This window comes from Nostoc sp. TCL240-02 (assembly GCF_013343235.1).
In the GTDB taxonomy this organism is placed as follows: Bacteria; Cyanobacteriota; Cyanobacteriia; order Cyanobacteriales; family Nostocaceae; genus Nostoc.
Map to the genome: position 1 here is coordinate 5734801 of NZ_CP040094.1, position 24545 is coordinate 5759345.

General features: G+C 41.2%; 19 protein-coding genes. 12 read left to right on the plus strand and 7 right to left on the minus strand.

Annotated elements, in window-relative coordinates:
* The first annotated feature begins 6 nt into the window (after positions 1 to 6).
* The 4 genes from FBB35_RS24315 to FBB35_RS24330 all read left to right on the plus strand — a co-directional run bounded on the left by FBB35_RS24315 (position 7) and on the right by FBB35_RS24330 (position 5586).
* On the plus strand, positions 7 to 1938 hold the full coding sequence (locus FBB35_RS24315) for a M48 family metallopeptidase (protein WP_174711788.1): 1932 nt from the start codon (positions 7 to 9) through the stop codon (positions 1936 to 1938).
* 391 nt (positions 1939 to 2329) lie between these two features.
* Positions 2330 to 3049: a hypothetical protein gene (locus FBB35_RS24320; RefSeq protein WP_174711789.1), complete on the plus strand. Its 720-nt coding sequence runs from the start codon at positions 2330 to 2332 to the stop codon at positions 3047 to 3049.
* A gap of 228 nt (positions 3050 to 3277) precedes the next feature.
* Entirely contained in the window at positions 3278 to 4045 is a 768-nt protein-coding gene (locus FBB35_RS24325) for a DUF1350 family protein (RefSeq protein WP_174711790.1), read from the plus strand.
* 404 nt (positions 4046 to 4449) lie between these two features.
* Positions 4450 to 5586, plus strand: a complete 1137-nt coding sequence (locus tag FBB35_RS24330; RefSeq protein WP_174711791.1) for a SpoIIE family protein phosphatase — start codon at positions 4450 to 4452, stop codon at positions 5584 to 5586.
* Here FBB35_RS24330 and FBB35_RS24335 read toward each other — a convergent pair whose 3' ends face one another.
* The 4 genes from FBB35_RS24335 to FBB35_RS24350 form a co-directional block, all read right to left on the minus strand.
* Positions 5587 to 5913 (minus strand): STAS domain-containing protein, encoded by a 327-nt coding sequence (locus tag FBB35_RS24335; protein ID WP_174711792.1) that lies wholly within the window; start codon positions 5911 to 5913, stop codon positions 5587 to 5589.
* A 689-nt stretch (positions 5914 to 6602) separates the two neighbouring features.
* The gene (gene grpE / locus FBB35_RS24340) at positions 6603 to 7256 is read right to left on the minus strand and encodes a nucleotide exchange factor GrpE (RefSeq protein ID WP_174713754.1); all 654 of its coding nucleotides are present in this window, start codon (positions 7254 to 7256) and stop codon (positions 6603 to 6605) included.
* A 126-nt stretch (positions 7257 to 7382) separates the two neighbouring features.
* Positions 7383 to 7874: a Dps family protein gene (locus FBB35_RS24345; protein WP_012410091.1), complete on the minus strand. Its 492-nt coding sequence runs from the start codon at positions 7872 to 7874 to the stop codon at positions 7383 to 7385.
* 232 nt (positions 7875 to 8106) lie between these two features.
* The gene (locus tag FBB35_RS24350) at positions 8107 to 8370 is read right to left on the minus strand and encodes a ParB N-terminal domain-containing protein (RefSeq protein WP_174711793.1); all 264 of its coding nucleotides are present in this window, start codon (positions 8368 to 8370) and stop codon (positions 8107 to 8109) included.
* 115 nt (positions 8371 to 8485) lie between these two features.
* Here FBB35_RS24350 and FBB35_RS24355 point away from each other — a divergent pair, with 115 nt between their 5' ends.
* Positions 8486 to 10201 (plus strand): SpoIID/LytB domain-containing protein, encoded by a 1716-nt coding sequence (locus FBB35_RS24355; RefSeq protein ID WP_174711794.1) that lies wholly within the window; start codon positions 8486 to 8488, stop codon positions 10199 to 10201.
* Positions 10202 to 10830: 629 nt separating this feature from the next.
* Here FBB35_RS24355 and FBB35_RS24360 read toward each other — a convergent pair.
* Positions 10831 to 11130 (minus strand): ferredoxin, encoded by a 300-nt coding sequence (locus tag FBB35_RS24360; protein ID WP_012410088.1) that lies wholly within the window; start codon positions 11128 to 11130, stop codon positions 10831 to 10833.
* A 450-nt stretch (positions 11131 to 11580) separates the two neighbouring features.
* On the opposite strand from FBB35_RS24360, the gene FBB35_RS24365 reads away from it, so the two are divergent.
* The 3 genes from FBB35_RS24365 to FBB35_RS24375 all read left to right on the plus strand — a co-directional run bounded on the left by FBB35_RS24365 (position 11581) and on the right by FBB35_RS24375 (position 14153).
* Positions 11581 to 12582 carry a Gfo/Idh/MocA family protein gene (locus tag FBB35_RS24365; protein ID WP_174711795.1) on the plus strand — a complete coding sequence of 334 codons (1002 nt, stop codon included), beginning with the start codon at positions 11581 to 11583 and terminating at the stop codon, positions 12580 to 12582.
* A gap of 20 nt (positions 12583 to 12602) precedes the next feature.
* Positions 12603 to 13388, plus strand: a complete 786-nt coding sequence (gene map, locus FBB35_RS24370; protein ID WP_174711796.1) for a type I methionyl aminopeptidase — start codon at positions 12603 to 12605, stop codon at positions 13386 to 13388.
* Between the two features lie 150 nt (positions 13389 to 13538).
* Entirely contained in the window at positions 13539 to 14153 is a 615-nt protein-coding gene (locus FBB35_RS24375) for a Uma2 family endonuclease (protein ID WP_174711797.1), read from the plus strand.
* A 10-nt stretch (positions 14154 to 14163) separates the two neighbouring features.
* On the opposite strand, the gene FBB35_RS24380 is transcribed toward FBB35_RS24375, so the two are convergent.
* On the minus strand, positions 14164 to 15498 hold the full coding sequence (locus tag FBB35_RS24380; protein ID WP_174711798.1) for a pentapeptide repeat-containing protein: 1335 nt from the start codon (positions 15496 to 15498) through the stop codon (positions 14164 to 14166).
* Between the two features lie 93 nt (positions 15499 to 15591).
* On the opposite strand from FBB35_RS24380, the gene FBB35_RS24385 reads away from it, so the two are divergent.
* Positions 15592 to 15873, plus strand: a complete 282-nt coding sequence (locus tag FBB35_RS24385) for a hypothetical protein (protein ID WP_174711799.1) — start codon at positions 15592 to 15594, stop codon at positions 15871 to 15873.
* Positions 15874 to 15925: 52 nt separating this feature from the next.
* Here the strand turns inward: FBB35_RS24385 and FBB35_RS24390 are convergent, their stop codons facing one another.
* Complete coding sequence (locus tag FBB35_RS24390) at positions 15926 to 18922, minus strand: zinc-dependent metalloprotease (RefSeq protein WP_174711800.1); 2997 nt, start codon at positions 18920 to 18922, stop codon at positions 15926 to 15928.
* A gap of 533 nt (positions 18923 to 19455) precedes the next feature.
* Between FBB35_RS24390 and FBB35_RS24395 the strand changes: the two genes are divergently transcribed.
* From FBB35_RS24395 to FBB35_RS24405, 3 genes are all read left to right on the plus strand, one after another.
* Complete coding sequence (locus FBB35_RS24395; protein ID WP_174711801.1) at positions 19456 to 21222, plus strand: pentapeptide repeat-containing protein; 1767 nt, start codon at positions 19456 to 19458, stop codon at positions 21220 to 21222.
* A 165-nt stretch (positions 21223 to 21387) separates the two neighbouring features.
* Positions 21388 to 22458, plus strand: a complete 1071-nt coding sequence (locus tag FBB35_RS24400) for an LOG family protein (RefSeq protein ID WP_174711802.1) — start codon at positions 21388 to 21390, stop codon at positions 22456 to 22458.
* Between the two features lie 667 nt (positions 22459 to 23125).
* Complete coding sequence (locus FBB35_RS24405) at positions 23126 to 24448, plus strand: D-alanyl-D-alanine carboxypeptidase (protein ID WP_174711803.1); 1323 nt, start codon at positions 23126 to 23128, stop codon at positions 24446 to 24448.
* Positions 24449 to 24545 lie beyond the last annotated feature (97 nt).

The window sequence follows — 24545 nt, forward strand, 5'->3', positions numbered from 1 at the left end:
ATATCTATGAATTTCTTTGAACATCAGGATCGGGCACGCCAAAATACGCAACAATTAATTGGATTATTTTCCCTATCGATCGCAGTTATGATTATGGCGATTTACATTGCCACTTTATTTCTGCTCCGCATGGCTCCACGTGTTTGGTGGCATCCAGGGATATTTCTCTACGTGGCTGGGATTACAATAATTGCGATCGCAGTAGGAAGTCTCTATAAAATTGCCTGTCTCCGTCAAGGAGGAAGCGTCATTGCTCAGGAGTTGGGGGGACAACTCTTACTCCCAGATACAGCAGATGAACAAGGGCAACAACTATTAAATATAGTCGAGGAAATGGCGATCGCTTCTGGTATTTCTGTCCCGGAAGTTTATCTCATGGAAAGAGAAACTGGTATTAATGCCTTTGCTGCCGGATTTACGCCCAATGATGCTGTAATTGGTGTTACCCGTGGGACTTTACAACATCTAAACCGAGATGAGTTACAAGGAGTCATCGGCCACGAATTCAGCCACATTCTTAATGGAGATATGCGGCTAAATTTGCGTTTAGTGGGACTCTTGCACGGGATTTTGTTCATTTATTTAACCGGAGAATTGTTGTGGCGCATTCGCGGTAGCTTCCGTTTAGGAAAGGAAGATAAGGGTTTACCCATCTGGGCTTTTGGTTTGGCACTAATGGCAATTGGCGGTATCGGATTAGTCTGCGGACGCTTGATTAAAGCCGCCGTCTCTCGCCAACGCGAATTTCTTGCCGATGCTTCGGCTGTACAGTTCACTCGCAACCCCAACGGACTTGACGGAGTCTTCCAAAAACTCCAACAGATGGATTCACGCTTGATTTCGCCTGGTGCAGAAGCCGCTAGCCACATGTTTTTTGGCAATGCACTCAACCCCTCTTTCTGGGACAATATGTTTTCTACTCACCCACCTCTGGCAGAACGTATCCGTCGCGTTGGGGGTTTGAATGTCAGCAATTTGGCAGCAATGCCATCTCGCAATCAAATGCGTTTCCCTTCCCAAGAATCTCTAACAATGGGCTTTGCTGGTAGTTCCAACGCCACACCAGAACAGGTTGTCAACCAAGTTGGAAGCGTTACCCCAGAGCATTTTACCCATGCTCAAGCGCTGTTATCGCAGTTACCAGAATCCCTACGCTTGGGTGTGCGAGAGCAGGAAAGTGCAATGGCGATCGCTTTTGCGCTAGCGTTAGATACAGAAAATATCGAGATCCAAGAACGTCAGATTGCTTGGTTACGCGAGGTACAGCCTGCTGAGTTGGTAGACAAAACTCTAGAATTGAGTAATGAAATTAGCCAGTTAGATGCCAAAATTCGCTTACCACTTGTGGATTTGGCAGTACCCGTATTGCGCCAAAATTCTGCCAAAGAATGCCAAAGACTATGCAAATGTGTCCACGGTTTAGCTGTAGCCACCGGAAGTTTATCACTGTGGCATTTTGTGTTGCAGTTAATACTGTGGCATCGCCTCCAACCTAGTATAAATCCTGCATCTACAACAACAATAGAATACACCTCCATAGAACAGATTTGGCCAGATAGTCTGTTAGTACTGTCCGTAATTGCCCGCGTTGGACACTCTCAACCCGATGCGTCCACAGAAGACATCGCCTATGCTTTTCGTTCTGGAGTTTTTCGGCTTCCAAAAGCCGCAGAACAAGAAAAACCAGACACGCCACCAAGCTGTAATTTCACTGAACTTAAGAAAAGTATTGAATGCCTCCGCCTTGCCAGTCCCAAACTCAAGCAAGCTATTGTAGATGCCTGCGCTCACACGGTACTATTAGATAACAAAGTTACACAGTCAGAAGCAGACTTACTAAGAGCGATCGCTATGACGCTAGACTGTCCCATCCCTCCATTTTTAGACCCTCAGCGCGGCATTTCAAAACAGAAACAATCTTCTCCGAAGGGAAGTTAATGTAACGAGTGAGACACAATTATTTATAACTAAACAATAAAGTCCGTTTTTGCGGACTTTTCTATTATTCTTTTTTATAGCTAGAAATAGCTGTTCGACAGGAAAATAACGCGTTGCATTATCATTACATTTACAAGCAATTGATTTATTTTCGATTTCGTTTTTTTTCTTGGCGTTCTTCTCTACGAGACGCTGCACGTTGGTGGTTCGTTCATTTTGACAACTCAAATAGGATTGCTATCTGGGCAAAAGAGTATCATATTGTACAAAAAGTCTTGGCATTGCCTAGAAGTATTAACTTGCTTAAAAAAGTTTAGACAAAATGCCAGCATTCTATAAATTTGATTGCTATATTAGATTAAATAACTATTCTGGCAAGGATTAAAAAACTGTGCGGGATGATTTACAGGGCTTGGAAATTAGTCAGGATGAACTGCAAAAGCTGACTAATTTACCTGTCAATGATCAACTTTTAATCATTACAAATCCTCTCAAAAATTTTGCAAAACTATACATCCAAAAAATTAAAAGTTCGGAAGGAGCTACTGTAGTTTTTATTGGGTTTGCTACATTTGTTTTTGGCTATCTTTTATTTGATATAATTCTAAAAATATTTGTATCATGGATAGTAATTCCATCCTGGATAGTGTTAATTATATTAGGTCTTTGGGTTGGCGGTTTTACGCAAACCATCTTATATTTAATATGGAAAAAGAGAAGTAAAATTGTCAAGCACAACATGACAAATTCTCTCCAAATCCTGCTAAACGATGTTGAAAGATATAATACTGTAATTAGAGCAATACATATTAATGACCAAATAGAAGAAGCTGGTAATCCAGAAGTGCTGATAAAAGAAAGAGAGAGTGTTCTCGCAGCGCTTAATCTCACCAAAGCTGATTTAGTTCGCGCTTTGAAGACAGAAAGAATTTTGAGAGAAAATAAGAGCTTTATCCTTAGTAATACAGAACTATTCGTCAACAATTTAGCAACTTTAACAGCCATGCAAGTAAATGAACAGGCTACTGAGCATGGAAGGTTGCTCAATGAAGCATTACAGATTGCATTAGATGTGCAACACGAAATGAAACGATTACAGACTCAGGGTTAAAAGATTCGTTCGTGAGCAGTATGTCGCATACAAGACTCAGTAACGTAATTCGTAATCGAAAAATAGGTCAGACTAAGAAACCTCTTCTGATAGCCCAGTTATGGCTAGAGATTTAGACTTCAACTGTAACGTAATTACCAATTGTTCGTAGCTTTTTTCATAATCCTTTCCACGATAGCGATCCCCGGTCTAACATAAAGAATATCAAGAAAGCGATCGCTTATCGGCATGGACTGGAAAGAAGTCAGAGGTAACTGGGTAATCATTCCCCGAAATCCCATAGGTATCATCCATTTTTTAGGAGGTGCATTTGTCGCCACTGCACCACACATCACTTATCGCTGGTTACTCGAACAAATGGCAAGTAAAGGCTATGTTGTAATTGCTACGCCTTTTGTCAATACATTGGATCATACAGCGATCGCAAAATCCGTGCTGTTAAACTTTGACCGCACCCTGGAACGATTACATGATTCTGGAGCATTACGCAAGCTTTACTTCCCCATCTATGGTCTTGGACACAGTATGGGCTGTAAACTTCACTTGCTAATTGGTAGCCTCTTTAAAGTAGAACGTGCAGGCAATATTTTAATATCCTTCAACAACTACGCTGCCAAAGAAGCTATTCCCCTAGTAGAACAGTTCAATTCTACTTTGAAAATCGAGTTTACTCCCTCACCGTTGGAAACTAACAAGCTTGTCCAAGAGCGTTACACTATCCGACGTAATTTATTAATAAAGTTTAGTAATGACACCATTGACCAATCAACAGCTTTAACCAAAATATTACAAGGACGCTTTGATGACATGGTGACAGCACAAACGTTACCAGGAAATCATACAACGCCTTTAGGTCAAGATATTAAATGGCAAACTGGAACGTCTTTTACCCCCTTTGATGCATTAGGTCAATGGTTAAAGCAAGAAGCATACCGCGATTTGAACCAGCTAAGAAGTTCTATCCTGTTGTGGATGAATCCTCTTGCACCTCCATAATGTTTTATGACTGTCAAAAAGTCATAAATTCGACTGGGAAATATATAAAAATTCCAGCTACATTAACTAATGTAAGAATATTGACATTAGTTAATAGTAAGGGTATTCAGCTTTTTATTATTTACTAGAGGTTATGGGAAAAAATAGGGTTAAAACCCTTACAGCAAACTTGAATTATTTACGCTGTCTTACTTATTAATACAGAAATACAGCAGGTTGCAAGTAAGTACATAATTTAAGAATAAAAAATTAGATATAAAGAGCTTCTGCCTTCTACATTAAAACCCGTAGCTTTGTACTTCATGAAAAATAAAACTGTTTTTGTACTAATTAATTAACTCACATTATATTTTGATTTTCTATCTTTGCTGCAAATTATTAATGAGTTTTTCTTAGAAATTCCTATGTTTCAAATCCTAATAATTGATGATGATTATTCCATAAAAATATTTTTGAAAAGGATGTTGGAAAAACAGGGTTATGAAGTAGTTACTGCCAGTAGTGGCGAGGAAGGAATAGAAAAAGCGCTAGCTTGCCATCCAGCACTAATTATTTGTGATTGGATTATGCCCGGGTTGACTGGTCTGGAAGTCTGCCACCGTATTAAGACAGATCCCAAATTTTTTACCACATTCTTTATTTTATTAACATCCTTAGATTCAGTTGCCGATTGCGTCAAAGGGCTAGATGCTGGTGCTGATGATTTTATTTCCAAACCTATCGAGCATAATGAATTACAAGCGCGGGTAAGAGCAGGATTACGCCTGCATCAGTTGAGTAGAGATTTGCAGGCTCAAAAGTTGCTTTTAGAATCAGAAATGTCAGAAGCAGCAGAATATGTGCGATCACTGCTGCCTTTTCCTATGACTGAACCTTTCAATATAAATTTCCGATTCATTCCCTCGCGGCAACTTGGTGGTGACTGTTTTGATTACTATTGGCTTGATGACGATTATCTGGCAATTTATTTACTCGATACTGCGGGACATGGACTCAAAGCTACTCTTCCGTCAGTTTCAGTGCTGAATCTACTGCGTTCTCGTGCGCTCAAAAGTTTAAATTACTATCAACCTAGTGATGTGTTGAAGGCTTTGAATGATACCTTCCAGATGAATTATCAAAATGACAAATACTTTACGATTTGGTACGGAGTTTACAATCGAATTAACCGCCAATTAGTTTATTCTAGTGCAGGTCATCCGCCAGCAGTTTTAATAACTGGTTTATCCCCAAGAAAGTCTGATGTTAAACTCTTGAAAACCCCCGGTATGCCAGTCGGAATGTTTCCAGAAGCAAAATATGTTGATGGGGTTTACAATATTGAAAAATTCAGTAGCCTTTACATTTTTAGTGATGGCGCTTATGAAATCACTAAATCAGATGGCACTCTTTGGAGTTTGGATGCTTTTATTCAGCTACTAGTTAGCTTACAAAATTCTGTTGATTGCCAACTCGATCACGTACTGAGTTATTTAATCGCTCTGAACTCCAAAGATGCTTTTGATGATGATTTATCTATTTTGCAAATTAAGTTTGATTAATTACGTATTGGGTACTAAAACCTGATTAAATGCGTCTTGGCTAGGGAATATTTCAAATACTTTATCCATATTAGTAAGTTCAAATAATATCCTTACTTGCTCATTAATTGAGCAGAGAACAAGCTTAGTATCTGCTGCCCGTAAGGTTTTAAAAGCTAACACTAAAGCTCCTAAACCTGAACTATCCATAAATATTACATCTTTAAAATCTACTAACACAATTTTCGCACCACTTTCTAAAATATCAGTGATATTTTGTCGAAATTCTTGTGAAGTTGTAGCATTCAAATTACCACTGAGCTTAATAACTTTTACTTGTTCTCTCATAATTATGTCACGCTTATTTGTGTAAATGATGCTCTGATACCACTATTTTCGCTATTATATACCCATCATGGAACATTTAAAAATGCTTTCAAAATTAAATCTAACATTAAAAATTGAGTAATAATTGAGAATTAATCTGTATCGATGAAGATTCATTATAAATATTTAAATATGATATTTTTGTAATTATAAAAAAACATACTAGCTTAATTAAGTAGATTTTTCCTACTACGAACAGACTAACTATAAATAACAATATTGGTAAGCTAACATGATAAAACCCATGTATGTTTAGTTGTGTAAAAACATTTGAATAACCAATTTCCAAGCTGTTCGCTGATTTTATGTTTGATCACAGATGTTGATTTTTAACGCCAACTTACTTCCATCTCATTGATGTAGCTATCTACTGATCTACAAGCTGAAGTTATGACTTTTCAGATTATTTCCTAAATATTTTTTTATTTATGTCCGATTACTTACATTATGGAAATAATTTATCTCTGGAATGCCGCTCTAGAGCTAAAAATTTCGGTTTCAACAGCGCCAAGTAAGCTTAAACCTACACCAACGCTTTAACAGAACTTCTCAGAGGCGATCGCATCTACAATTTTAGTATTCCCAATATCTGTCATTTTTCAACAGACAGCATAAAAAGTAAAGAATTATGAATTTATAACTCCTAACCCCTAACTTCCTAAAACAGGACTGACTTTAGCTCTGTAAAGCAGCTTCTCACCTTGAAGATAGCCAGTGTAGCGCACCTTGACTATTTCTGCAGGTAATGAAGTTCCCTCCATCAGTTGGTGTAGTTGAGGGTTATAAGGTAATTCTGCTCCCACTGGTGCGATCGCTTCCACTCCCCACGCCTGTAAAAGCTTTTCCAGAGGTTTCTGCACTAACGGTACTATTTTCACTGCTGCTAGCTGTGGATTCTCTTGGGCTTTCTGTGCTGCTGTTGGCCATTGCAATAATAAAGACTCCAGCAGTTGTAAAGTTGACTGCTGGAGTTCTTGTAGTAATATCTCTCGCTGCTGTTCTAGTTGAAACTGCGATCGCTGATACTCTTTTCTTAAATCTGTAATTTCTTGTAACAATTCCTGATTGTGCGGTGCTTTCTCTTGTAATAACTCTACGGTTGAAAAAGTTGCGATTAATTCATTCAAAGGCATCTGTAGCACTGGTGACAGCTTCAGCAGCACATCTACCCGCATTTGCTCTAGCTTTCCTTGGCGTAACCGCAAAAGTTGCCGTTCTGAAACACCAGCAGCTCGACTCAGCGCTTTAAAACTAGAAATACCCACCTGTTGCATTAAATCTTGCAACAGGTGGGTATTGGGCATTGGGCATTGGGTATTGGGCATCCCTTCGGCTCCGCTCAGGGCAGGTGGGCATTGGGCATTGGGCATGGGTATTGGTGATTAAGTTTTTTCTCAATTCCCAATGCCCTATTCTCTATTCCCTAATTCCTATTCTTCCAGTAAACTTCTCAACATCCAAGCGGTTTTTTCGTGTACTTGCATCCGTTGAGTTAATAAATCGGCGGTAGGTTCGTCATTAACTTCCTCTATCACTGGGAAAATAGACCGTGCAGTTCTGACTACGGCTTCTTGTCCTTCTACTAATAAGCGGATCATCTCAACAGCTTTAGGAACCCCAGGAGTTTCTGGAATCGAACTCAGTTTGGCATATTCGCTGTAGGTTCCCGGTGCGGGATAGCCAAGCGCTCTAATTCTCTCAGCGATTAAATCAACTGCTAAGGCTAATTCTGTATACTGGGTTTCAAACATCAAATGTAAGGTTTGGAACATCGGCCCCGTTACATTCCAATGGAAGTTATGAGTTTTCAGATAAAGTGTATAAGTGTCAGCCAACAGACGAGATAAACCCTCGGCAATTTTAGCCCTACTCGCCTCGTCAATGCCGATATTTACATTTTTGACTGTTACTTTTGATGACATAATTTTCTCCTAATTAGGTTATATGTAATTGGGATTGGGAATTGGGCATTCCTTCGGCTCCGCTCAGGGCAAGTGGGCATTGGGCATTGGGCATGAAGAAGAGACAAGGTGACAAGGAAGAGGAGGGAGACAAGAGAGACTTGTTCAATACTTCCTTCTTGTCCCCCTTGTCCCCTTATCTCCCTTGTCCCCTGCTCCCTGTTCCCTGTCCCCTGCCTCCCTACCTCATTCTCTATGCTAAGTGCATCTTTAAAACGCTACGGGGTGCTTTACGAACTCTGGCTAAAACGGTTTCTTTGCCTAAACGCTGGCAAGCTTCATACCGATGGCAACCAGAAAAGCCATAATATTGTCCATCTACTTCTAGGACATCAATAGGTTCTTGCTGCCCAATCTCCGCAATCGATTCCATTAAGGTTTGCACTTTATTTGGATCGTTTGCACGGGGCAATGGCCGTTTTATCTGATTTAATGGAATTTCTTGGACTCTAACCATAAGGAGTTTATCCAACTAGTTCTGTTTTGTGTCTCTAAATAAATCATAGTCGTTATGACTTCGTTTTGCAACCTATGTTTGGGGCAAGACTGGTAATGGTATCATTGGAGCGCTCATGCGACAAAAAGACCGCACTGCAAAGCAATTGGAAAATAAGCTCCAACGCCGCATTAGGGGGCAAAAGAAGCTCGATATGCTGCGCGTAGCTTGCTTCCCCATAGGGGTACGCTATCAGGTAGCCATGAAATTTTTGTTTTGGCGTTTTTCCCACACTGTGCTGACAACATTTTGTCTATTGGGACTGACTGCTGCATCAGGCCCTGAGAGTAACATCCAGGATATAGGACTGAACATTGGGATTGTGCAGCGATTTGGTTCAGAACCCACAGCCAAACTGCAACTGGAACCCACAAAAGGCGATCGCTTAAAGCTAAAATTTAAATCGGGCAACAAGCAGCAAATCCTGGTGACAAAGAATCACGTATTGCTGGAAACAGTTATGCAAGCTTTGCCCCAGCCAGCAGTTGAAGAAATAGTAGTTTTGGGCACATACCGCACTTTTGAAACTGCGGAAGATAGTGCTAACAAATGGCGTTCTCAGGGCATAGAAGTGGAAATCGCCCAGCCAGAACGCTGGCAGGTTTGGGCTAAACGAGATGTTTATAGCACTCCTTTATTGCGACGCTTACTATTGCAGAACATCCAAGCTTCTAATAAAGATAAAGTATATCTTGATACTAAAGTTTTAAAACAAGTGCCGCAAGTTAGTTGGGTGGTGGATGGTAAACGCTATAGCCCAGATGATTTGGAAATCAGCACTGATAAAAACTTGATTCGGGTCAACAAAAGCGAAAAACAAGAATTTGCTCGTCTTTATTCTGGACAGATGAATTTGCAGCCAAATGCTTATGGCACATACACTTTAGTTAACCAAGTCCCATTAGAAACTTATTTACGTGGGGTTGTGCCTTACGAAATAGGAACGGATGCACCAAAAGCAGCGCTAGAAGCCCAAGCGATTCTTGCCCGGACTTATGCTTTAAGAAATTTACGCAGGTTTGCCGCAGATAACTATCAGTTGTGTGCCGATACTCACTGCCAAGTTTATTATGGGCTAAATGGAGCGGCTGCAAAAACAGACCAAGCGATCGCCTCCACCAGGGGTAAAGTAGTAACTTATAAAAACGAACTAGTAGATGCCCTATATTCTTCTACCACAGGTGGTGTTACTGCTTCCTTCAGCGATGTCTGGAATGGCGACGATCGTCCCTATTTGCGCCCTGTACTAGACGCTGCGACTAATTTTTGGAACTTGTCTAAGCAGAGTTTGGCAGATGAAAAGAACTTCCAGAAATTTATTAATATCCAGCAGGGATTTAATGAGAGCAAATGGGATGCTTTTCGTTGGCGCAAGGAAACCCGTTTAGAGGATATTATCAAGGACTTGCGGAAATTTTTGCAGGTAAAAAACAGTCCTCATGCCAAATTTAAGACAATTCAGGCTATGGCAGTGGTAAAGCGAAGCGAGAGTGGACGCATCCTGGAACTCGCGGTTAAAACTGATAAAAGCACCTTTATTCTCTACAAAGACGAGGTTCGCAGTGCCTTTGCTGCTCCTACAAGTACGCTTTTTTACTTAGAACCTCTGAATAAAGGCAAACCAGAACTGTGGGGATACGCTTTTATTGGTGGTGGATTAGGACATGGAGTTGGCTTGAGTCAAACTGGCGCTCAAAATCTAGCAAAACTAGGTTGGTCAAGTCCTAAAATTCTCCAATTTTATTATCCTGGTACTCAGATTCAAGTTCTCAACAAAGAGATTAAATTCTAAGCTAATCGCTTTTTGAGTGAGGTACATAATACAGGACTCAAAATTAGATAAACCTCGTCTACTTTGAGAACCGTAGTTTTGTAGGTTGGATGCAGCGATAGCTTAACCCAATATAAATCAATACAGTTCAGTTAAGCATTTTTCTTCTCTTTCTTCGCTTCCTTCGTGTCCTTTGCGTCCTTTGCGGTTCGTTAAAAAAAATCACTTTGACAAAGAGTAAAGCCTTAACTGAACCGTATTGCAATATAAATAAGGTGGCAATGTTGGGTTGTGTTTCACTCCACCCAACCTACATAAATATATCTTTTAAAAAACTCTAGGTTTCAACATAGATGAGGTTTAGAAAAAGTTTCTACCTTCTACTTCTATCTTGAGGTAGGAATAAGGAGTCAACAAAAGGGAAAATTGCATAGGTAGAACTCCATACTAAAAAAATTTAAGCAGGAACACTAAATTTACTGTGTTCCTGCTCAACATGAAATCAGGCTTTTTTTCAAAGTGGCTTTAAGAGGCACACACAAATTGATGTTTAGTCCTACAACATTGAGACGTTGGACGATCGCTCAGTCCAAATGTTCGAGCAACTATAATCACCAATTAAATAGGTTTTTGGCTATTAAGTTTTGCTCTTAATAGAGTTCTTCTTCTTTGTGAGTTTCGATTGTGACATTAGAAGTTGGGTAAGCAACACAGGTCAGTACATATCCAGCTTCTATTTGATCGTCATCTAAGAATGATTGATCGCCTTGATCCACAGTACCTGATACGAGTTTACCTGCACAGGTAGAGCAAGCACCAGCACGGCAAGAGTAGGGCAGGTCAATACCAGCTTCTTCAGCTGCGTCTAGAATATAGGTATCGTCTTCAACATCAAGGGTTGTGTTCAGCCCTTCAGCCTCGTTAATTAGTGTCACTTTATAAGTTGGCATTGAGTAATCCTCTCTTTTGTGAACGGCAGTATAAGTTATCTTAAGGCAAAGGTCGCGGCTGTTCTTGAGAATTAGCCGCTAGTTTATATTTGCTTCAATTCTGATACTACGAGAAAAATTAAACTATGTAACTCGAAATTGAACCCGATTAGTAATGAAATTTAGTTGCTTAATCCCGATAAGTTTTCTTTATGTATTTACTGCCCTAGTTGAGCTGTGATAATAAAAAACTATGCTCTAGCTAAGAAAACATGATTAAATTTGATGTTATTTAAATTTGCAACAAAGCTTTTTACCCATAAAATCGGACTTTTGTCAAGACAATCAAGAAACTTGAGAGGTTGTTTAAAATCAAGAAACTTCCTGCAACAACTCCGAAAATTTCAAGACTAACAAAAACCGATTTTTAAGCAGGTTACATAATGAGTTTGTGCCAAGTTTTTATATAAAATGATCGTGTACAATTCAGGAGCAGCTTTGGAAAAAGCAAGAGTGCGTGTAGGTTTGGTAGGTACTGGGTATGCGGCAAAGTTCCGGGCTGAAGCATTGCTCCATGATGAACGATCGCAGTTAATCGCAGTTGTTGGTCATACCGCAGAAAAAACAGAAGCCTTTGTCAGAGAGTACCAGATTAAAGCATTTAGTTCTTGGCAAGAGCTAGTAGAGCGTGAAGATGTAGACCTAGTAGTGATTTGCACTGTTAATCGAGATCATGGTGCGATCACTCATGCAGCACTTAGCAACGGCAAACACGTAATTATAGAGTATCCTCTTTCGTTGGATATAGTCGAAGCTGAGGAGTTAATCGCCCTAGCCAAAACACAACAAAAACTCCTGCACGTGGAACACCTAGAACTTTTAGGTGGTTTGCATCAAGCCTTGAAGAAAAACTTAGGCAAAATTGGTGAAGTATTTTATGCTCGCTACAGCACCATCAATCCCCAAAATCCTGCACCCCGTAAATGGACTTATAACCACGAGTTGTTCGGTTTTCCCTTAATTGGAGCGCTGTCTCGCCTACATCGTCTCATCGATTTATTTGGTACAGTGTTTACTGTTAACTGTCACCAGCGATATTGGGAAACAGAACCGGAATACTACCAAACCTGTTTTTGTACTAGCGAACTCTGTTTTAACAGTGGACTTTTAGCCCAAGTAGTCTATGGCAAAGGCGAAAGTATTTGGCAATCAGAACGCAAGTTTGAAGTTCACGGTGAAAAAGGTGGTTTAGTTTTTGATGGCGACACAGGAATTTTCATCCAGCCAGGGGAAACAACATCTATAGAGGTTGGCCCTCGTCGGGGTTTGTTCGCTAAAGACACAGGTATGGTGTTAGACCATCTTTTTGATGGCACTCCTTTGTACGTTACCCCAGAGGAGAGTTTATATACTTTAAAGGTTGCTGATGCTGCACAAAGGGCCGCACAGACAGGGTTCACTATGTTTATGTAAATTTGTCTAGATAAAAGTTAATGAAAACGGAACTAATTGTTATTTTATCCCAACGAGAAATAGAGAAAATGCGTCAAGCTGGGCGTTTAGCAGCCAAGCTTCTCCAGCATCTCGAACCGTTTGTAAAGCCAGGGGTTAGCACTCTAGAACTAAATGATGAAGCCGAACGCTGGACACAGGCGCACGGAGCAAAAAGCGCACCTCTTGGCTATAAGGGTTATCCAAAATCGATTTGTACCAGTGTCAATGAGGTAATCTGTCATGGCATTCCTAACGCCAAGCAGATTCTCAAAGATGGTGACATTATTAATATTGATGTAACGCCCATTGTTGAAGGGTATCACGGCGATACATCCAAGACATTCTTTGTTGGTACACCTTCGGCTAAAACCAGAAAGCTGGTAGAGGTGACAGAGGAGTGTTTGCGCCTGGGGATTGCTGAAGTTAAACCTGGGGGACGGATTGGCGATATTGGTGCAGCAATTCAAGAGTATGCTGAAGGACAAGGCTTTTCTGTAGTGCGAGATTTTGTTGGACACGGTATCAGTAACATATTCCACACTGCGCCGGATGTTCCCCATTATGGCACTCGCGGTAAGGGCAAGCGCCTCAGACCAGGGATGGTTTTTACTATTGAGCCAATGATTAATGAGGGGACTTACGAAGTCGAAGTTCTCAGCGATAAGTGGACTGCGGTAACGCGCGATCGCAAACTATCTGCTCAATGCGAGCATACCTTAGCTGTAACTGAAGATGGCGTTGAAATTCTTACCCTACCTGAAGGCGAGAATTATTGGGGTGTATAACAAATATTATGATGAAAAAATTCCTATAATTCAGGAGGAAGCAAAGCCCCTAGTACAAATTTCTGAAAGGCTTATATTTCGCTGCTCAAGGATGTCATAAAATCTCTTGTTTTTTCTCAAATGTAAAACATCATATATGGAGGTAAGATTATGACTCAAGCGTTGCCCAAATTACTCAGTTTCAATGAATTTATTGAATGGTATCCCAATGACAGTAAACGCTATGAATTGCACAAAGGAGTAATTGTTGAAATGCCACCCCCAACCGGTTCGCATGAAAAAGTTGTAGGATTTATAGCCCATAAGCTAACTGTCGAGTTTGATCGCATGAATCTTCCGTACACTATACCCAAAAATGCATTTATCCAAACTCCTTCTGCCGAATCTGCTTATTCACCTGATGTGTTGCTGCTAAATCTTGATAATCTCGACAAGGAACCGCTTTTTCAAAAACAGTCAACAATAAGCCAAGCAGCATCGGTTCCAATAGTTATTGAAGTTGTTTCAAGTGACTGGCGAGATGATTACTACAATAAACTTAGAGACTATGAAGAAATGGGAATTCCCGAATATTGGATTGTTGATTATGCTGCATTGGGTGCAAGAAAGTTTATCGGCAATCCTAAACAACCGACTATTTTTGTATGCCAATTAATTGATGATGAATATCAAATGACACCGTTTCAAGGTAACACCACGATTTCATCACCTACTTTTCCCCAATTAAATTTAACTGCACAGCAGATATTTAATGCGGCTAACTAATTTTTTATAACTATCTTCCCAACTTATTAGGAATACCTTCACAACCACCAGGAATAGTAGCTCTAGTTTTTTCGCCACCCCAAGCGCAACAGTAGCAACGCACAGACTCAGACATCCGTTGCACATCGGTGAAATCTGCATTTTCTACCACAGCACCAGTTTGTTCGCCAGTTTCATAATCTGGTGGTTCGGTGCGACTACGAGGTGATGCTTTATCTACTACACCGTAGAATAGACGAATACCGTTGATGTCGGCACCAGTGAGATTAGCACTATACAAAATTGTGCGGGAGAGGTTGGCTTTTACTAAGTCACAACCGATCAAATTAGCACGGACAAGATTAGCTTCGCTGAGGTCAGTCCAACGTAAATCAGTGCCAGAAAGGTCGGCTGCGGCTAGCATTACGCCTAAATCAATGACACGCAAACCTTCAAGGCGGTCTTCTGCATATCCGCCAGTCCCATCGAGAATGGCTCGACCTAATAAGCGATCGCGTTTTAGGGGTGACAATAACTTAGAACGTGAGAGAAAACGGAGAATTTTCGCTTTCCCACTACCATCAACACTACTTAAAATTGCCGCCGTGCGTCCTTCCGCGATCGCTCTTTCTTGGGGCCAATCTTCTAATAGCCCTTCTTCATCTAATACCAAGTCTGAAACGCCTTGGAAATAGGAATCAATTGTCTGTTGCTGGGTAATAATATTTTGCTGAACTGTGAGCAGGTTTTGCTGAATTGTCAAGTCTTTGGAAATAACATACTGTCGCCAAGCTACATAAACGGCAATGATGGCGATAAGAATTTGTCCCAAAGCGCCAAACCAATCTGCTAGGGTTCCAGCAATATCCCAGTTAATTTTGCGTCCTAAAGCAAGCAAGCGATCGCCTACACCTGTGAACCGGATCAAGCCGATGATGGCTACTAATAATCCCAAAAAGGCCACAAACAGGGTGCGTTCTTCAGGTGAAAACCACTCCTTTAAAACTTCTTGAAACCAAGGCAATAATATCGCTAGGGATAACAGCAAACTTATCAGCGTTCCGATAATGCCAACGATCCAGTTATTAAGGATAATTCCGATGAAGGTGATGGCGATCGCTATTAGAGTAATTAGCAATGCCCTGGGCTTAACTGTGAATTGATTGGTGATGGGTTGCTTGAAGTCAGAACGGGCTTGTTTGAGAGCAATTGTATGTTGCGGAGATTGTAAAGACCCAATCGCCGCTAGTACTTCTGAGGTTAGGTTTTTCTCAGTTGAACTACCGTCAAAGTCATCCGGTTGCAAGTCGTTTTCGGGAACTGGTTTTGGGGTTGGTGGATTAGAGGAATCGGATTCAATCGTCATGTTTTCTATTTTGCCCTCTCAATCCAATTTATGCAGCGTTTCTACCGGAGTAAATTGTTAAAAAATAGGCTAAAGATTATCCTGCTTGTCTTTGTGGCAATTACCACTATTGCCCTGACAGTCATTGCTAGACCTGTTGCTCACCTAACTTTAACAGCCTGGAGCGATCGCGATGATCGTCAACCTCTGCCTCCCGGTACAGTTGATGATGCCAGTCACCTGAATCAGACACAGGTGACAATTAAGCAGATTAATAGTCAGCCTGGAGTTACTGAGGTGATACTACAGTCTGTACTTAGAGATGCCTTACGTCAAGATAAAAAGGTAGCGATCGCTGATATTTTGCCAAAATTTGGAAACAAAAAGAGGAGTTAAGAACTTTACTATCAACTCCTGTAGAGACGCGATTAATCGCGTCTCTACTTTTTTAATTCGCTTGTAACGGTGCATTCAAGACTTTCTCGATGCGATCGCGTGTTTCTAATAAATGCGCTTTGGTGTATTCATCCTCAGAATTAACTCCCTTGAGTTTCTCATCTAGTTGTTTGAGTTTATACCAAGCCAGAGTCCGAGCATCTTCTGGGACATATTCTTTTCGCAACACCATATTAGTCAAAATGTCCAGGTATTGGCGCTGTAAGCCTCGCCGTAAACTGGCAATCTTCATTGGTTTACCTTTTGGTTTGATTACTTCTGTCCAGATACCTGATTGCAAAGTGTCAAATAGTTCCGGTAGAGTCAGTGCATTTTCTGCCTTAGTTTTAAGTTCAATATCCTTGAGGCGAGAGAGGCGATCGCCTGAGAGTAAATCTCGCAATACAGAACCCTGCATGAGCAGCACCAAGTCATGAATAGGAAAATCCAAACGACCAACTTGGGGAGAACTACCCCAATGTCGCCAACGAGAAGGTGCTAATTTATTCAACAGTTCTGGTGAAAAGTTCAGGGCATCTTCTGCAAACAAATATTTTTGCAAGGTTTCTAAAGCTTGTCGTTGTTCTTGAACTGGTACTGGTTCAAATGGTAATCGGTGTTGCCCAACTCCAGAGGGGATTTCGCTAGGGTGAATGCGATAAAAAGACTGTCCGCCTATATATTTAGTGGTGTAATATATTTGTTGAAAATAGTTACCCAATACTGTACTAAAGCGTTCGCTGACATCGCTGTAACTATCACCAGCTAATGGATAACGCTTATCGAGACGTTCCCACATCACCCGCGAATTATTCAACTGCCACTGAGAATAAAGCAGCACATTTCCACTGTTATCCCAAGCATCAGCAGTTGGGTCAAGGTCATAGACATCTTCATCTGTAGAATAACTCAACTCTGGCTTATAGGATTGGGCGGCAATTTCCTCCAAAATTGGCTTTTCTGCTATGGGAGTTGATGTCTTAATTGGAATATAGCCGTACTTAATCGCCCATTCATCATAAGGCCCTACCATACTAGGAAAATAATCTCCCTGTTTTGTCCCTTGGGGGGCAATATTTGGGGGAATGTAGTCCATTACGGAAGTTGTCAGACCTTTATTTTTGGTAATTTCCGTATTATTCATTTCCTCTGGTGCTAGCAGAGTACTACCACGAAAGTTATGACGTAAACCAAGAGTATGTCCAACTTCGTGAGCGATGATTAAACGTAAATATTGATTGATATATTCTTTCACCTGATCTGGAGTGGCCATAGTATCTGGCAATAGTGACATCGCCAGGGAACCAAGGGCAAACTGGTTAGCAGCTTCCATTCCATAGCATAAATCGTACTCGCCTGCCATTTTAGATAAACGGTTCAACAACTCTTGTTGCCCTGGCATCTGCTTGGGTACAGCATTGTTTTTGCCATCTAAACCATTGGCGCAAAGTAGACGATTTTGCATCAAAGCTGATAAGGTCGTTTGGCTTTGTGTTTGGCTGGGTTGGACAATTTTGCGATACTCATTTTTAAGTGCCCGGACAAAGCTGGCATCTACGAGAATGTCTGCATCTAAAATTTCTCCAGTCAAGGGATTAACGCGGGATGGCCCCATTGCAAAATAACCATCAACTGTGTTAATCCAGCGAATTGTGTTGTAACGAATATCTGCTGGGTCCCATGTTGCATTATCTGGCATTTGGCGGACTTCAATTGCATCTTTGAATCCCGCTTTGAGAAAGGCTTTGTTCCACATGAGGATACCTTCTTTCATCGCATCGCGGTACTCTAAGGGCACAGCGTTATCAATCCAGAAGACAATCGGTTTTTTGGGGCGAGAAATTAATGCTTTTGGGTCTTGTTTTTCTAAATCCCAGCGATTTATGTAACGGACAAAAGAATCGCCGCGATCGTCTTTGGATAAATCTTGGTAGGCGGTGATGAAATAGCCAACGCGATCGTCAGCAAGGCGCGGTCGATAATCTTTTTCAGGTAGCTGGGAGAGACTATAGTGGACGCGCAAGGTATAGCCACGATTATCAGCTAAAGAGCCAAAACTTGGTGTTTCACTGTCACGATCGCTGCTACCAGAGAAATTTAAAACTGACTCAATTTCTAAGTTTTGAGGAAAAGCTTTAGCATTACCAAAATAAGACTGGTCTGTGGTTGCTGGGACTCCTAAACTTGCAGATAATCCACCTAAATCTGTCAGTAATAAATCGCCCAAATCGATGAGAAGAGTTTTGCGTTGGGGATGAATGCTTTTTATGGAGATGCTGTAGAGTACAGAATCACTAAAAGACCGGGCCAGCGATCGCACTTGAGGATCTCCCTCACGAGTGCGAAAATTGACATTGCGGATGACAAAGTTTAATTTATCATCTACCCGTTGGAAATAAAACAAAAAATCTTGTAGAGGCATACCACTGTAAATACCCCGTTCGCCAATGCCCGATTCTAGGGTTGCCGTAGCGAGGTAATTTTTATTGAGTTGCTCTGGTTTAATTTCTAGATAAATTTTATTCTTTTCTTTATTGCGATAAAGAGTGAATAGCCCCCCTGACTTTTGGGTACCTTTCACTACTTCATCAAAAACCTCTAAATCATCCTTTGCTGCTGGTGTTTTGGCAGGCTTAGGCTTTTCTACGGGTTTTGCAACTTGCAAAAATGGTTGCTGTCCTGCTTTTTTAGAATCTTTTACTACCCAAATAAACGGTTTAGGCTGTGCGTGTTTATTTTGATTAACCACCCAAACTTGCCCTGAAGGTAGCCTCTGTTTCTGAGAAATATTGATATTATTTAGCGATAATGCTGAGATTTTAGTTGAAGATGTTTCTGCCGTTAACAGATTACTGGCTGTAACTACGCCTTTTATAACCCCCACAGCTTTATGGTTCGCTGAAAAATCTGGAGCAATTCCATTGACAAATGGTGATTTGGCGTTAGCTGTTGTTATTCCTAAAAATAAACCATGTAACAAAATCATATAAAAAGTTAATCTGTTGTTCATCGCATCAATCCCCCAATAACGATTAGGTAGTTAATTTTTAACTTTTGCAAAGTTATGTAGCCTGCTTTTAGCTAATTCTTTCAGCTGCTTTATCTAAAGCAGTAAAGTTTAGACTTCAATTTTAGTTGCCATTTTTCCGCAATGTTCACGCTGTTGTACAGATGGATTTTTCCTAACAATTGCGTCTATTACGATCAGTAAGTATTATTTTTACATCACACTAGTAAATATCTGGGGGAAAAAAGTATAACAAATCAACCAAACTCGGAAAATTACTTGATTTTTGAAAGAATTTTTCCGATCACACTTATTTGCATCAAGAGAAGAGGCTTGATCTGACTACGGGTTAGCGAGAAGCCACTCCCAAAAACGCCGTCAGTGTAGCCCATCATAGATATGGACAACGCATGATATTTTTCGTGTAGTATTTATTGATACTATTTATTTTTGGCAATGATAAACAAAGTAACAGAAAAAAAAATTTAGTTCCAGATTATCAAAACAGCAATTTAAATGTAACAACGGACACAGAAATGTCAACATATTTATCTCAAGTTTGGCAACTGCTGAGAAATTATGTGAGAGATATAAGCTTACAAGAGATGCCAAAGACCACATCGGTGGAAACTAAAGTCGGTTTATCTTTTGGAAAAAGTATTAAAGTAAACAAAAGCGCTAAATTTGCTCAAGGTAATTTACAGGAAGATTTATGGTTTCAAAGACTGCAAGAAAGCTTAGAAAAATGGACAATATCAAAGAGCAATTTGACTTATAAGATAGGCGATCGCATATCGGGCCCGCTACTATCAGAGTTATGCCTGAGAGTGTGCAATCGCCAGATGCATGAAGAAATTTATGATTTACTGGGCAATGGAGCGCTGAAATTAGAAATAGTCAACCAAATAATGGAATTGGTTGTGACTAGTCAAAAGATTCACCCAGAAGTGCTTTTCTTGCGGCTAGAAGATTTTTATCGTCGCTGGTGTCAGGGAAAATTTATTGATGCCACACCAGATGATAACCTGCCTCAGAAAACAAAATTAAAGCTAGCAACTCAAAATATTGCGATCGGGCTGAGACAAGTAGACATCTATACAGGATTGAACGTACTGATTTTACTGTTAGAGTTACACCGCTACGCCCAAGAGCAAGATGAACTCAAAGAAAAAATTACCTTCTATCCATCAGCCCAACCAGATACAGACAATTTTTTCACATCCCAACTGCTGCGGATCATTAACTATAGCGATGCCATAGACATTGGCAACTTTAGCAGTATAGTCGGGCAATTCCTCAAAGGTGGTAACTTTCGTAGTGCTTATTTGGGCGATGCCAACCTCACCGGGGCAGACTTTAGCGGTGCTGACCTCAGCCTTGCTTATCTCGGCGATGCCAACCTAACTGGCGTAAACTTCATAGGTGCTAACCTTAGCGGTGCCAACTTCGGCGATGCCAACCTCAGTGGGGCTAACCTCAGTGGTGCTAACCTCAGTGGTGCTGATCTCAGCAGCACTAACCTTAGTGGTACTAACCTTAGCTGTGCCAACCTTAGCCGCGCCGACCTAAATCGCGCCGACCTTAGCAGTACCAACCTTAGCAGTACCAATCTTAGCCACGCTGACCTCAGCCGCGCCGACCTCAGCAGCACCAACCTCAACCGCGCCGACCTCAGCAACGCCATCCTTTTTGGTGCCAATTTAAGTGAAGCCAACCTCAGCAACGTCAACCTTAATCATGCTGACCTCTGCCGCGCTGACCTCAGTGGTGCTGATTTGAGTCATGCCATCCTCAACGGTACTAACCTCAGCGACACAATTCTTTTCAGCACCAACCTTAGTGATGCCATCCTCATGGCTGCTGACCTTAGCTATGCCAAACTTAATGGTGCCAAACTAAACAATGCCAAACTTAACGGTGCTATGTTCCTAGGCGCAGACCTTAGCGGTGTAGACCTGAGTCGGGTAAGCCTCAACGAAGCTGACCTCAGTGGGGTAATTCTCAGCGAAGCCGACCTCAGTGGTGCCGATCTCACCGACGCGATCCTTTTCGGTACAGACTTCAGCTATGCCAACCTTAACAGCGCTAACCTCAGTGGCAGTAACCTGAGTGGTGCGATTCTCAATGGCGCAAATCTCAGCCACAGTAACCTAAGTTACGCCATTCTCAGTGGTGCAGACCTCAGCGATGCCAATATGGAAAAAATGACTTGGGGTAGAAAACAGCAATGGGAAGGTGTGCGGGGATTAAAGACAGCAGTTAATGTCCCGGAGGCATTGAAAGAAGAACTGGGGTTGAACTGAGGGGACGTGGTGACATCTTTATTTATGTCCTTTGCGTCCTCAGCATCTCTGTCATTTTTAAATTATTCAGATGCTAATGGATATTGATATTCAGGGGGCTATATCCCGCTTGCTAGAGTGTAAGTCATTCACGTAGAATATAATGCCATTGTTGCGGCAGTTCTCATGACTTCATCTGCGTCGTTTGACACATTAGAGTCTTTACAGGCGGATATCGCTGAATTGATCGCTCGTTTACCGACATTAAAAAATCGGCAGCTTATTCAGCAAGCACTTACTACTATTGTTCGTCTAGCTGATACCGAAATTGAGCGTCTCGATTGGAAAATATTGTCGGCTGCGTTAGCAGATATGGAACGCGGTTTCCAGCTTTTTTATGATTACCGACACGTTCGCAAAGTCACCATCTTCGGTTCTGCTCGTCTAGCGCCAGATACGCCAGAGTACCAAATGGCCGTTAAGTTTGCTCGCGCTGTTTCTCAATTAGGATTTATGGTGATGACCGGCGGTGGTGGTGGAATCATGCAGGCGGGTCACGAAGGTGCTGGACGAGAAAATTCCTTTGGATTAAATATTCAATTACCCTTTGAACAAGAAGCAAACCCTTTTATAGAGGGCGATCCCAAGCTAATTAATTTCAAATATTTCTTTACTCGCAAGCTTTTTCTCCTTAAAGAAAGTGATGCTGTAGCCTTATTTCCGGGAGGTTTTGGCACTCAAGATGAAGCTTTTGAATGTATGACATTAAGCCAGAATGGTAAGTTTGGTCCAGTACCTCTAGTTTTAATTGACCACCCCGGTGGTGATTACTGGCAGTCTTGGAGTGAATATATTGATAAGCAATTAGTGCAAAATGGTCTTGTCAGTCCTGAAGACCCCAGCCTTTACACGGTGACAGACAACCTGGATGTGGCTTGTGACGCTATTACTCGTTTCTACCAGGTTTATCACTCCTGTAGATATGTAGGCAATCAATTAGTCATCCGCCTGAAGACAGATATATCAGACTATCTTGTAGAGCAACTCAATGCTGATTTCAGTGACATTATTGTTAAAGGACGGATTGAAAAAAGTCAGGCATTACCTCAAGAAGCACAAGATGAAACGGTTGAACTACCCCGCCTAATTTTGTACTTTAATCAACGCGACTTGGGGCGTTTGTATCAGATGATTGCCACAATTAACCAAATGGGTAATACTTCATCAGAAGATACAGCACACCCAGAAAGAAAGTAGAGTTTAGGGGTGGATTTTTCCACCCACATCCCAATATTTTTGACAGGCTTCACAGACTTATTGCCAGTTTAATATCTTTTGGATCGCTAAAGATTTGATTCTATGAAAGTGACATGATAACGCAGGCAATCGCAACAAATTTCTCACTAATCCAATGTCCTTTTTTCAGTAGTAAGTGTCTATGCATTCTTTGTGTTAGGCTGCGGACAGACACTTCACATCTAAGTAAGTTGGCGTAAATAATTTTCACAATATCAGATAGGATTGCTATCTTCACAGTTCTATTTCAGGCTAGATAAACGAAAAAAATGTTGGTTTTTATATCTTCATAATTTAACTTACTGATATGTCTGCTTTAAGATGACTTTGAAAGAGGTATTGAAGAGAAATTTACAATGTATCTAAATTATTATCAATTTTTTAATAAAAAATGATGAAATATGAAGAGTCAATTCGCTTTGCCTCCTTTATACTGGCTTTCAAGAGACATGGCTCTTAAAGTCAGTCTTTTTTTGTAAAAAGTATCACGAAAATCATGTGATTCACCTTACTTTCAGATGTACAATGCACCAGTTATTGTGACTCAATGCTGATCTGCTTAAAAAAGCGTGTATATTAGCACAGGAAATAATATAGAACATCCTAAACACATATAGAGGAATAAAATATGCTGGAATTATTGGGTTCAGGTTTGGTGTCACTCTGGCTGGAAATGGCCGGGGTACAAATCAAGCCTCTAGATGCCTTAGATGCTTTAACTTGGCAAAGTAGTCCTGGCTTAGTTCTTGCCCCCGATCCCAATCCAACTGGGGCAACTACGGTGCAGGAATATCTGAAAAAGCTCATCACATCAAAAGTGGTGGCGCAAAATCTGGCTGAGAGTCAGGGCATTTGGATGCAGTCGGGGCCAATGCTGATGGCAAATCACCAAGGTACGACACCTCTCCCTGCTGCCTCTTTAACCAAAATTGCCACTTCCCTAGTTGCTTTGAAAACTTGGGGCCCAGATTACCAATTTGATACTTTGGTGAGTATCACCGGGCCAGTGGTAAATGGAGTTGTGCAGGGCGATTTGGTGATTACAGGTGGTGGCGATCCTTTGTTTGTTTGGGAAGAAGCGATCGCTCTTGGTAATACTCTTAATAAAATGGGTATCAAGCAGATAAAGGGAAATTTAATCATTAATGGCACTTTTGCCATGAATTTCCAACGGCAGTCGATGCTGGCGGGTATGATGCTCAAGCAAACACTAAATCGTGCAACTTGGGGCCGCCCTGCTATTTACACACACTCAATTATGGCTAAGGGAACGCCCAAGCCTCAAGTAGTCATTTCGGGTACGGTGAAAGTTGAGGCACAACCAAACCCTCAACAAACTTTGTTACTGCGTCATCGTTCCTTACCCTTGAAGCAACTAATCAAGGAAATGAATGTTTACAGTAACAACGATATGGCAGAGATGCTAGCAGATTCAGTGGGAGGAGCAGCTGTAGTCCAATCCACTGCTGCTAACCTTGCGAGAGTCCCACAAGTGGAAATTCAGTTAATTAATGGTTCTGGACTAGGCCCCGAAAATCGCATTTCCCCCAGGGCTGTTTGTGCGATGTTTATGGCTATTCAAAGTGAGGCATCTGCCCATCAGCTAAATCTGAGTGACTTATTCCCCATGTCTGGGTTTGATCACCGAGGAACAGTACACAGCAGACACATTCCTCTTGCTACTGTGATCAAAACTGGCACTCTCCGGGATGTGAGTGCTTTAGCGGGAGTGATGCCCACACGCGATCGCGGTTTGGTTTGGTTTGCTATTATCAACCGTGGGACAAATCTTTGGGGTTTGCGGACTGGACAAGACCAACTACTACAAAGTGTTGTCAAACAGTTACAACTACCTCTAACCGTTCCTACTGCCCTGATTCCCCACTCAGCAATCAACTCTTTACCCCAGCTAGGTGCAATCAGTCGGAATGAAATTTTATTCAAAAGTTAGTTCATCATCTGATCGGGTTTTGAACCAAAAGTGAGTATGGGTGTCCCACATCTCATTTTATCGGTGTCACTACTTTGAAACTTCTAGTTTTATTAGC

Coding starts and splice junctions, on each gene's coding strand:
- FBB35_RS24315 (WP_174711788.1), top strand. CDS start 7: ATGAATTTCTTTGAACATCAGGATCGGGCACGCCAAAATACGCAACAA.
- FBB35_RS24325 (WP_174711790.1), top strand. CDS start 3,278: ATGGACTGGAAAGAAGTCAGAGGTAACTGGGTAATCATTCCCCGAAAT.
- FBB35_RS24330 (WP_174711791.1), top strand. CDS start 4,450: ATGTTTCAAATCCTAATAATTGATGATGATTATTCCATAAAAATATTT.
- FBB35_RS24335 (WP_174711792.1), bottom strand. CDS start 5,913: ATGAGAGAACAAGTAAAAGTTATTAAGCTCAGTGGTAATTTGAATGCT.
- grpE (WP_174713754.1), bottom strand. CDS start 7,256: ATGCCCAATACCCACCTGTTGCAAGATTTAATGCAACAGGTGGGTATT.
- FBB35_RS24345 (WP_012410091.1), bottom strand. CDS start 7,874: ATGTCATCAAAAGTAACAGTCAAAAATGTAAATATCGGCATTGACGAG.
- FBB35_RS24350 (WP_174711793.1), bottom strand. CDS start 8,370: ATGGTTAGAGTCCAAGAAATTCCATTAAATCAGATAAAACGGCCATTG.
- FBB35_RS24355 (WP_174711794.1), top strand. CDS start 8,486: ATGCGACAAAAAGACCGCACTGCAAAGCAATTGGAAAATAAGCTCCAA.
- FBB35_RS24360 (WP_012410088.1), bottom strand. CDS start 11,130: ATGCCAACTTATAAAGTGACACTAATTAACGAGGCTGAAGGGCTGAAC.
- FBB35_RS24365 (WP_174711795.1), top strand. CDS start 11,581: ATGATCGTGTACAATTCAGGAGCAGCTTTGGAAAAAGCAAGAGTGCGT.
- map (WP_174711796.1), top strand. CDS start 12,603: ATGAAAACGGAACTAATTGTTATTTTATCCCAACGAGAAATAGAGAAA.
- FBB35_RS24375 (WP_174711797.1), top strand. CDS start 13,539: ATGACTCAAGCGTTGCCCAAATTACTCAGTTTCAATGAATTTATTGAA.
- FBB35_RS24380 (WP_174711798.1), bottom strand. CDS start 15,498: ATGACGATTGAATCCGATTCCTCTAATCCACCAACCCCAAAACCAGTT.
- FBB35_RS24390 (WP_174711800.1), bottom strand. CDS start 18,922: ATGAACAACAGATTAACTTTTTATATGATTTTGTTACATGGTTTATTT.
- FBB35_RS24395 (WP_174711801.1), top strand. CDS start 19,456: ATGTCAACATATTTATCTCAAGTTTGGCAACTGCTGAGAAATTATGTG.
- FBB35_RS24400 (WP_174711802.1), top strand. CDS start 21,388: ATGACTTCATCTGCGTCGTTTGACACATTAGAGTCTTTACAGGCGGAT.
- FBB35_RS24405 (WP_174711803.1), top strand. CDS start 23,126: ATGCTGGAATTATTGGGTTCAGGTTTGGTGTCACTCTGGCTGGAAATG.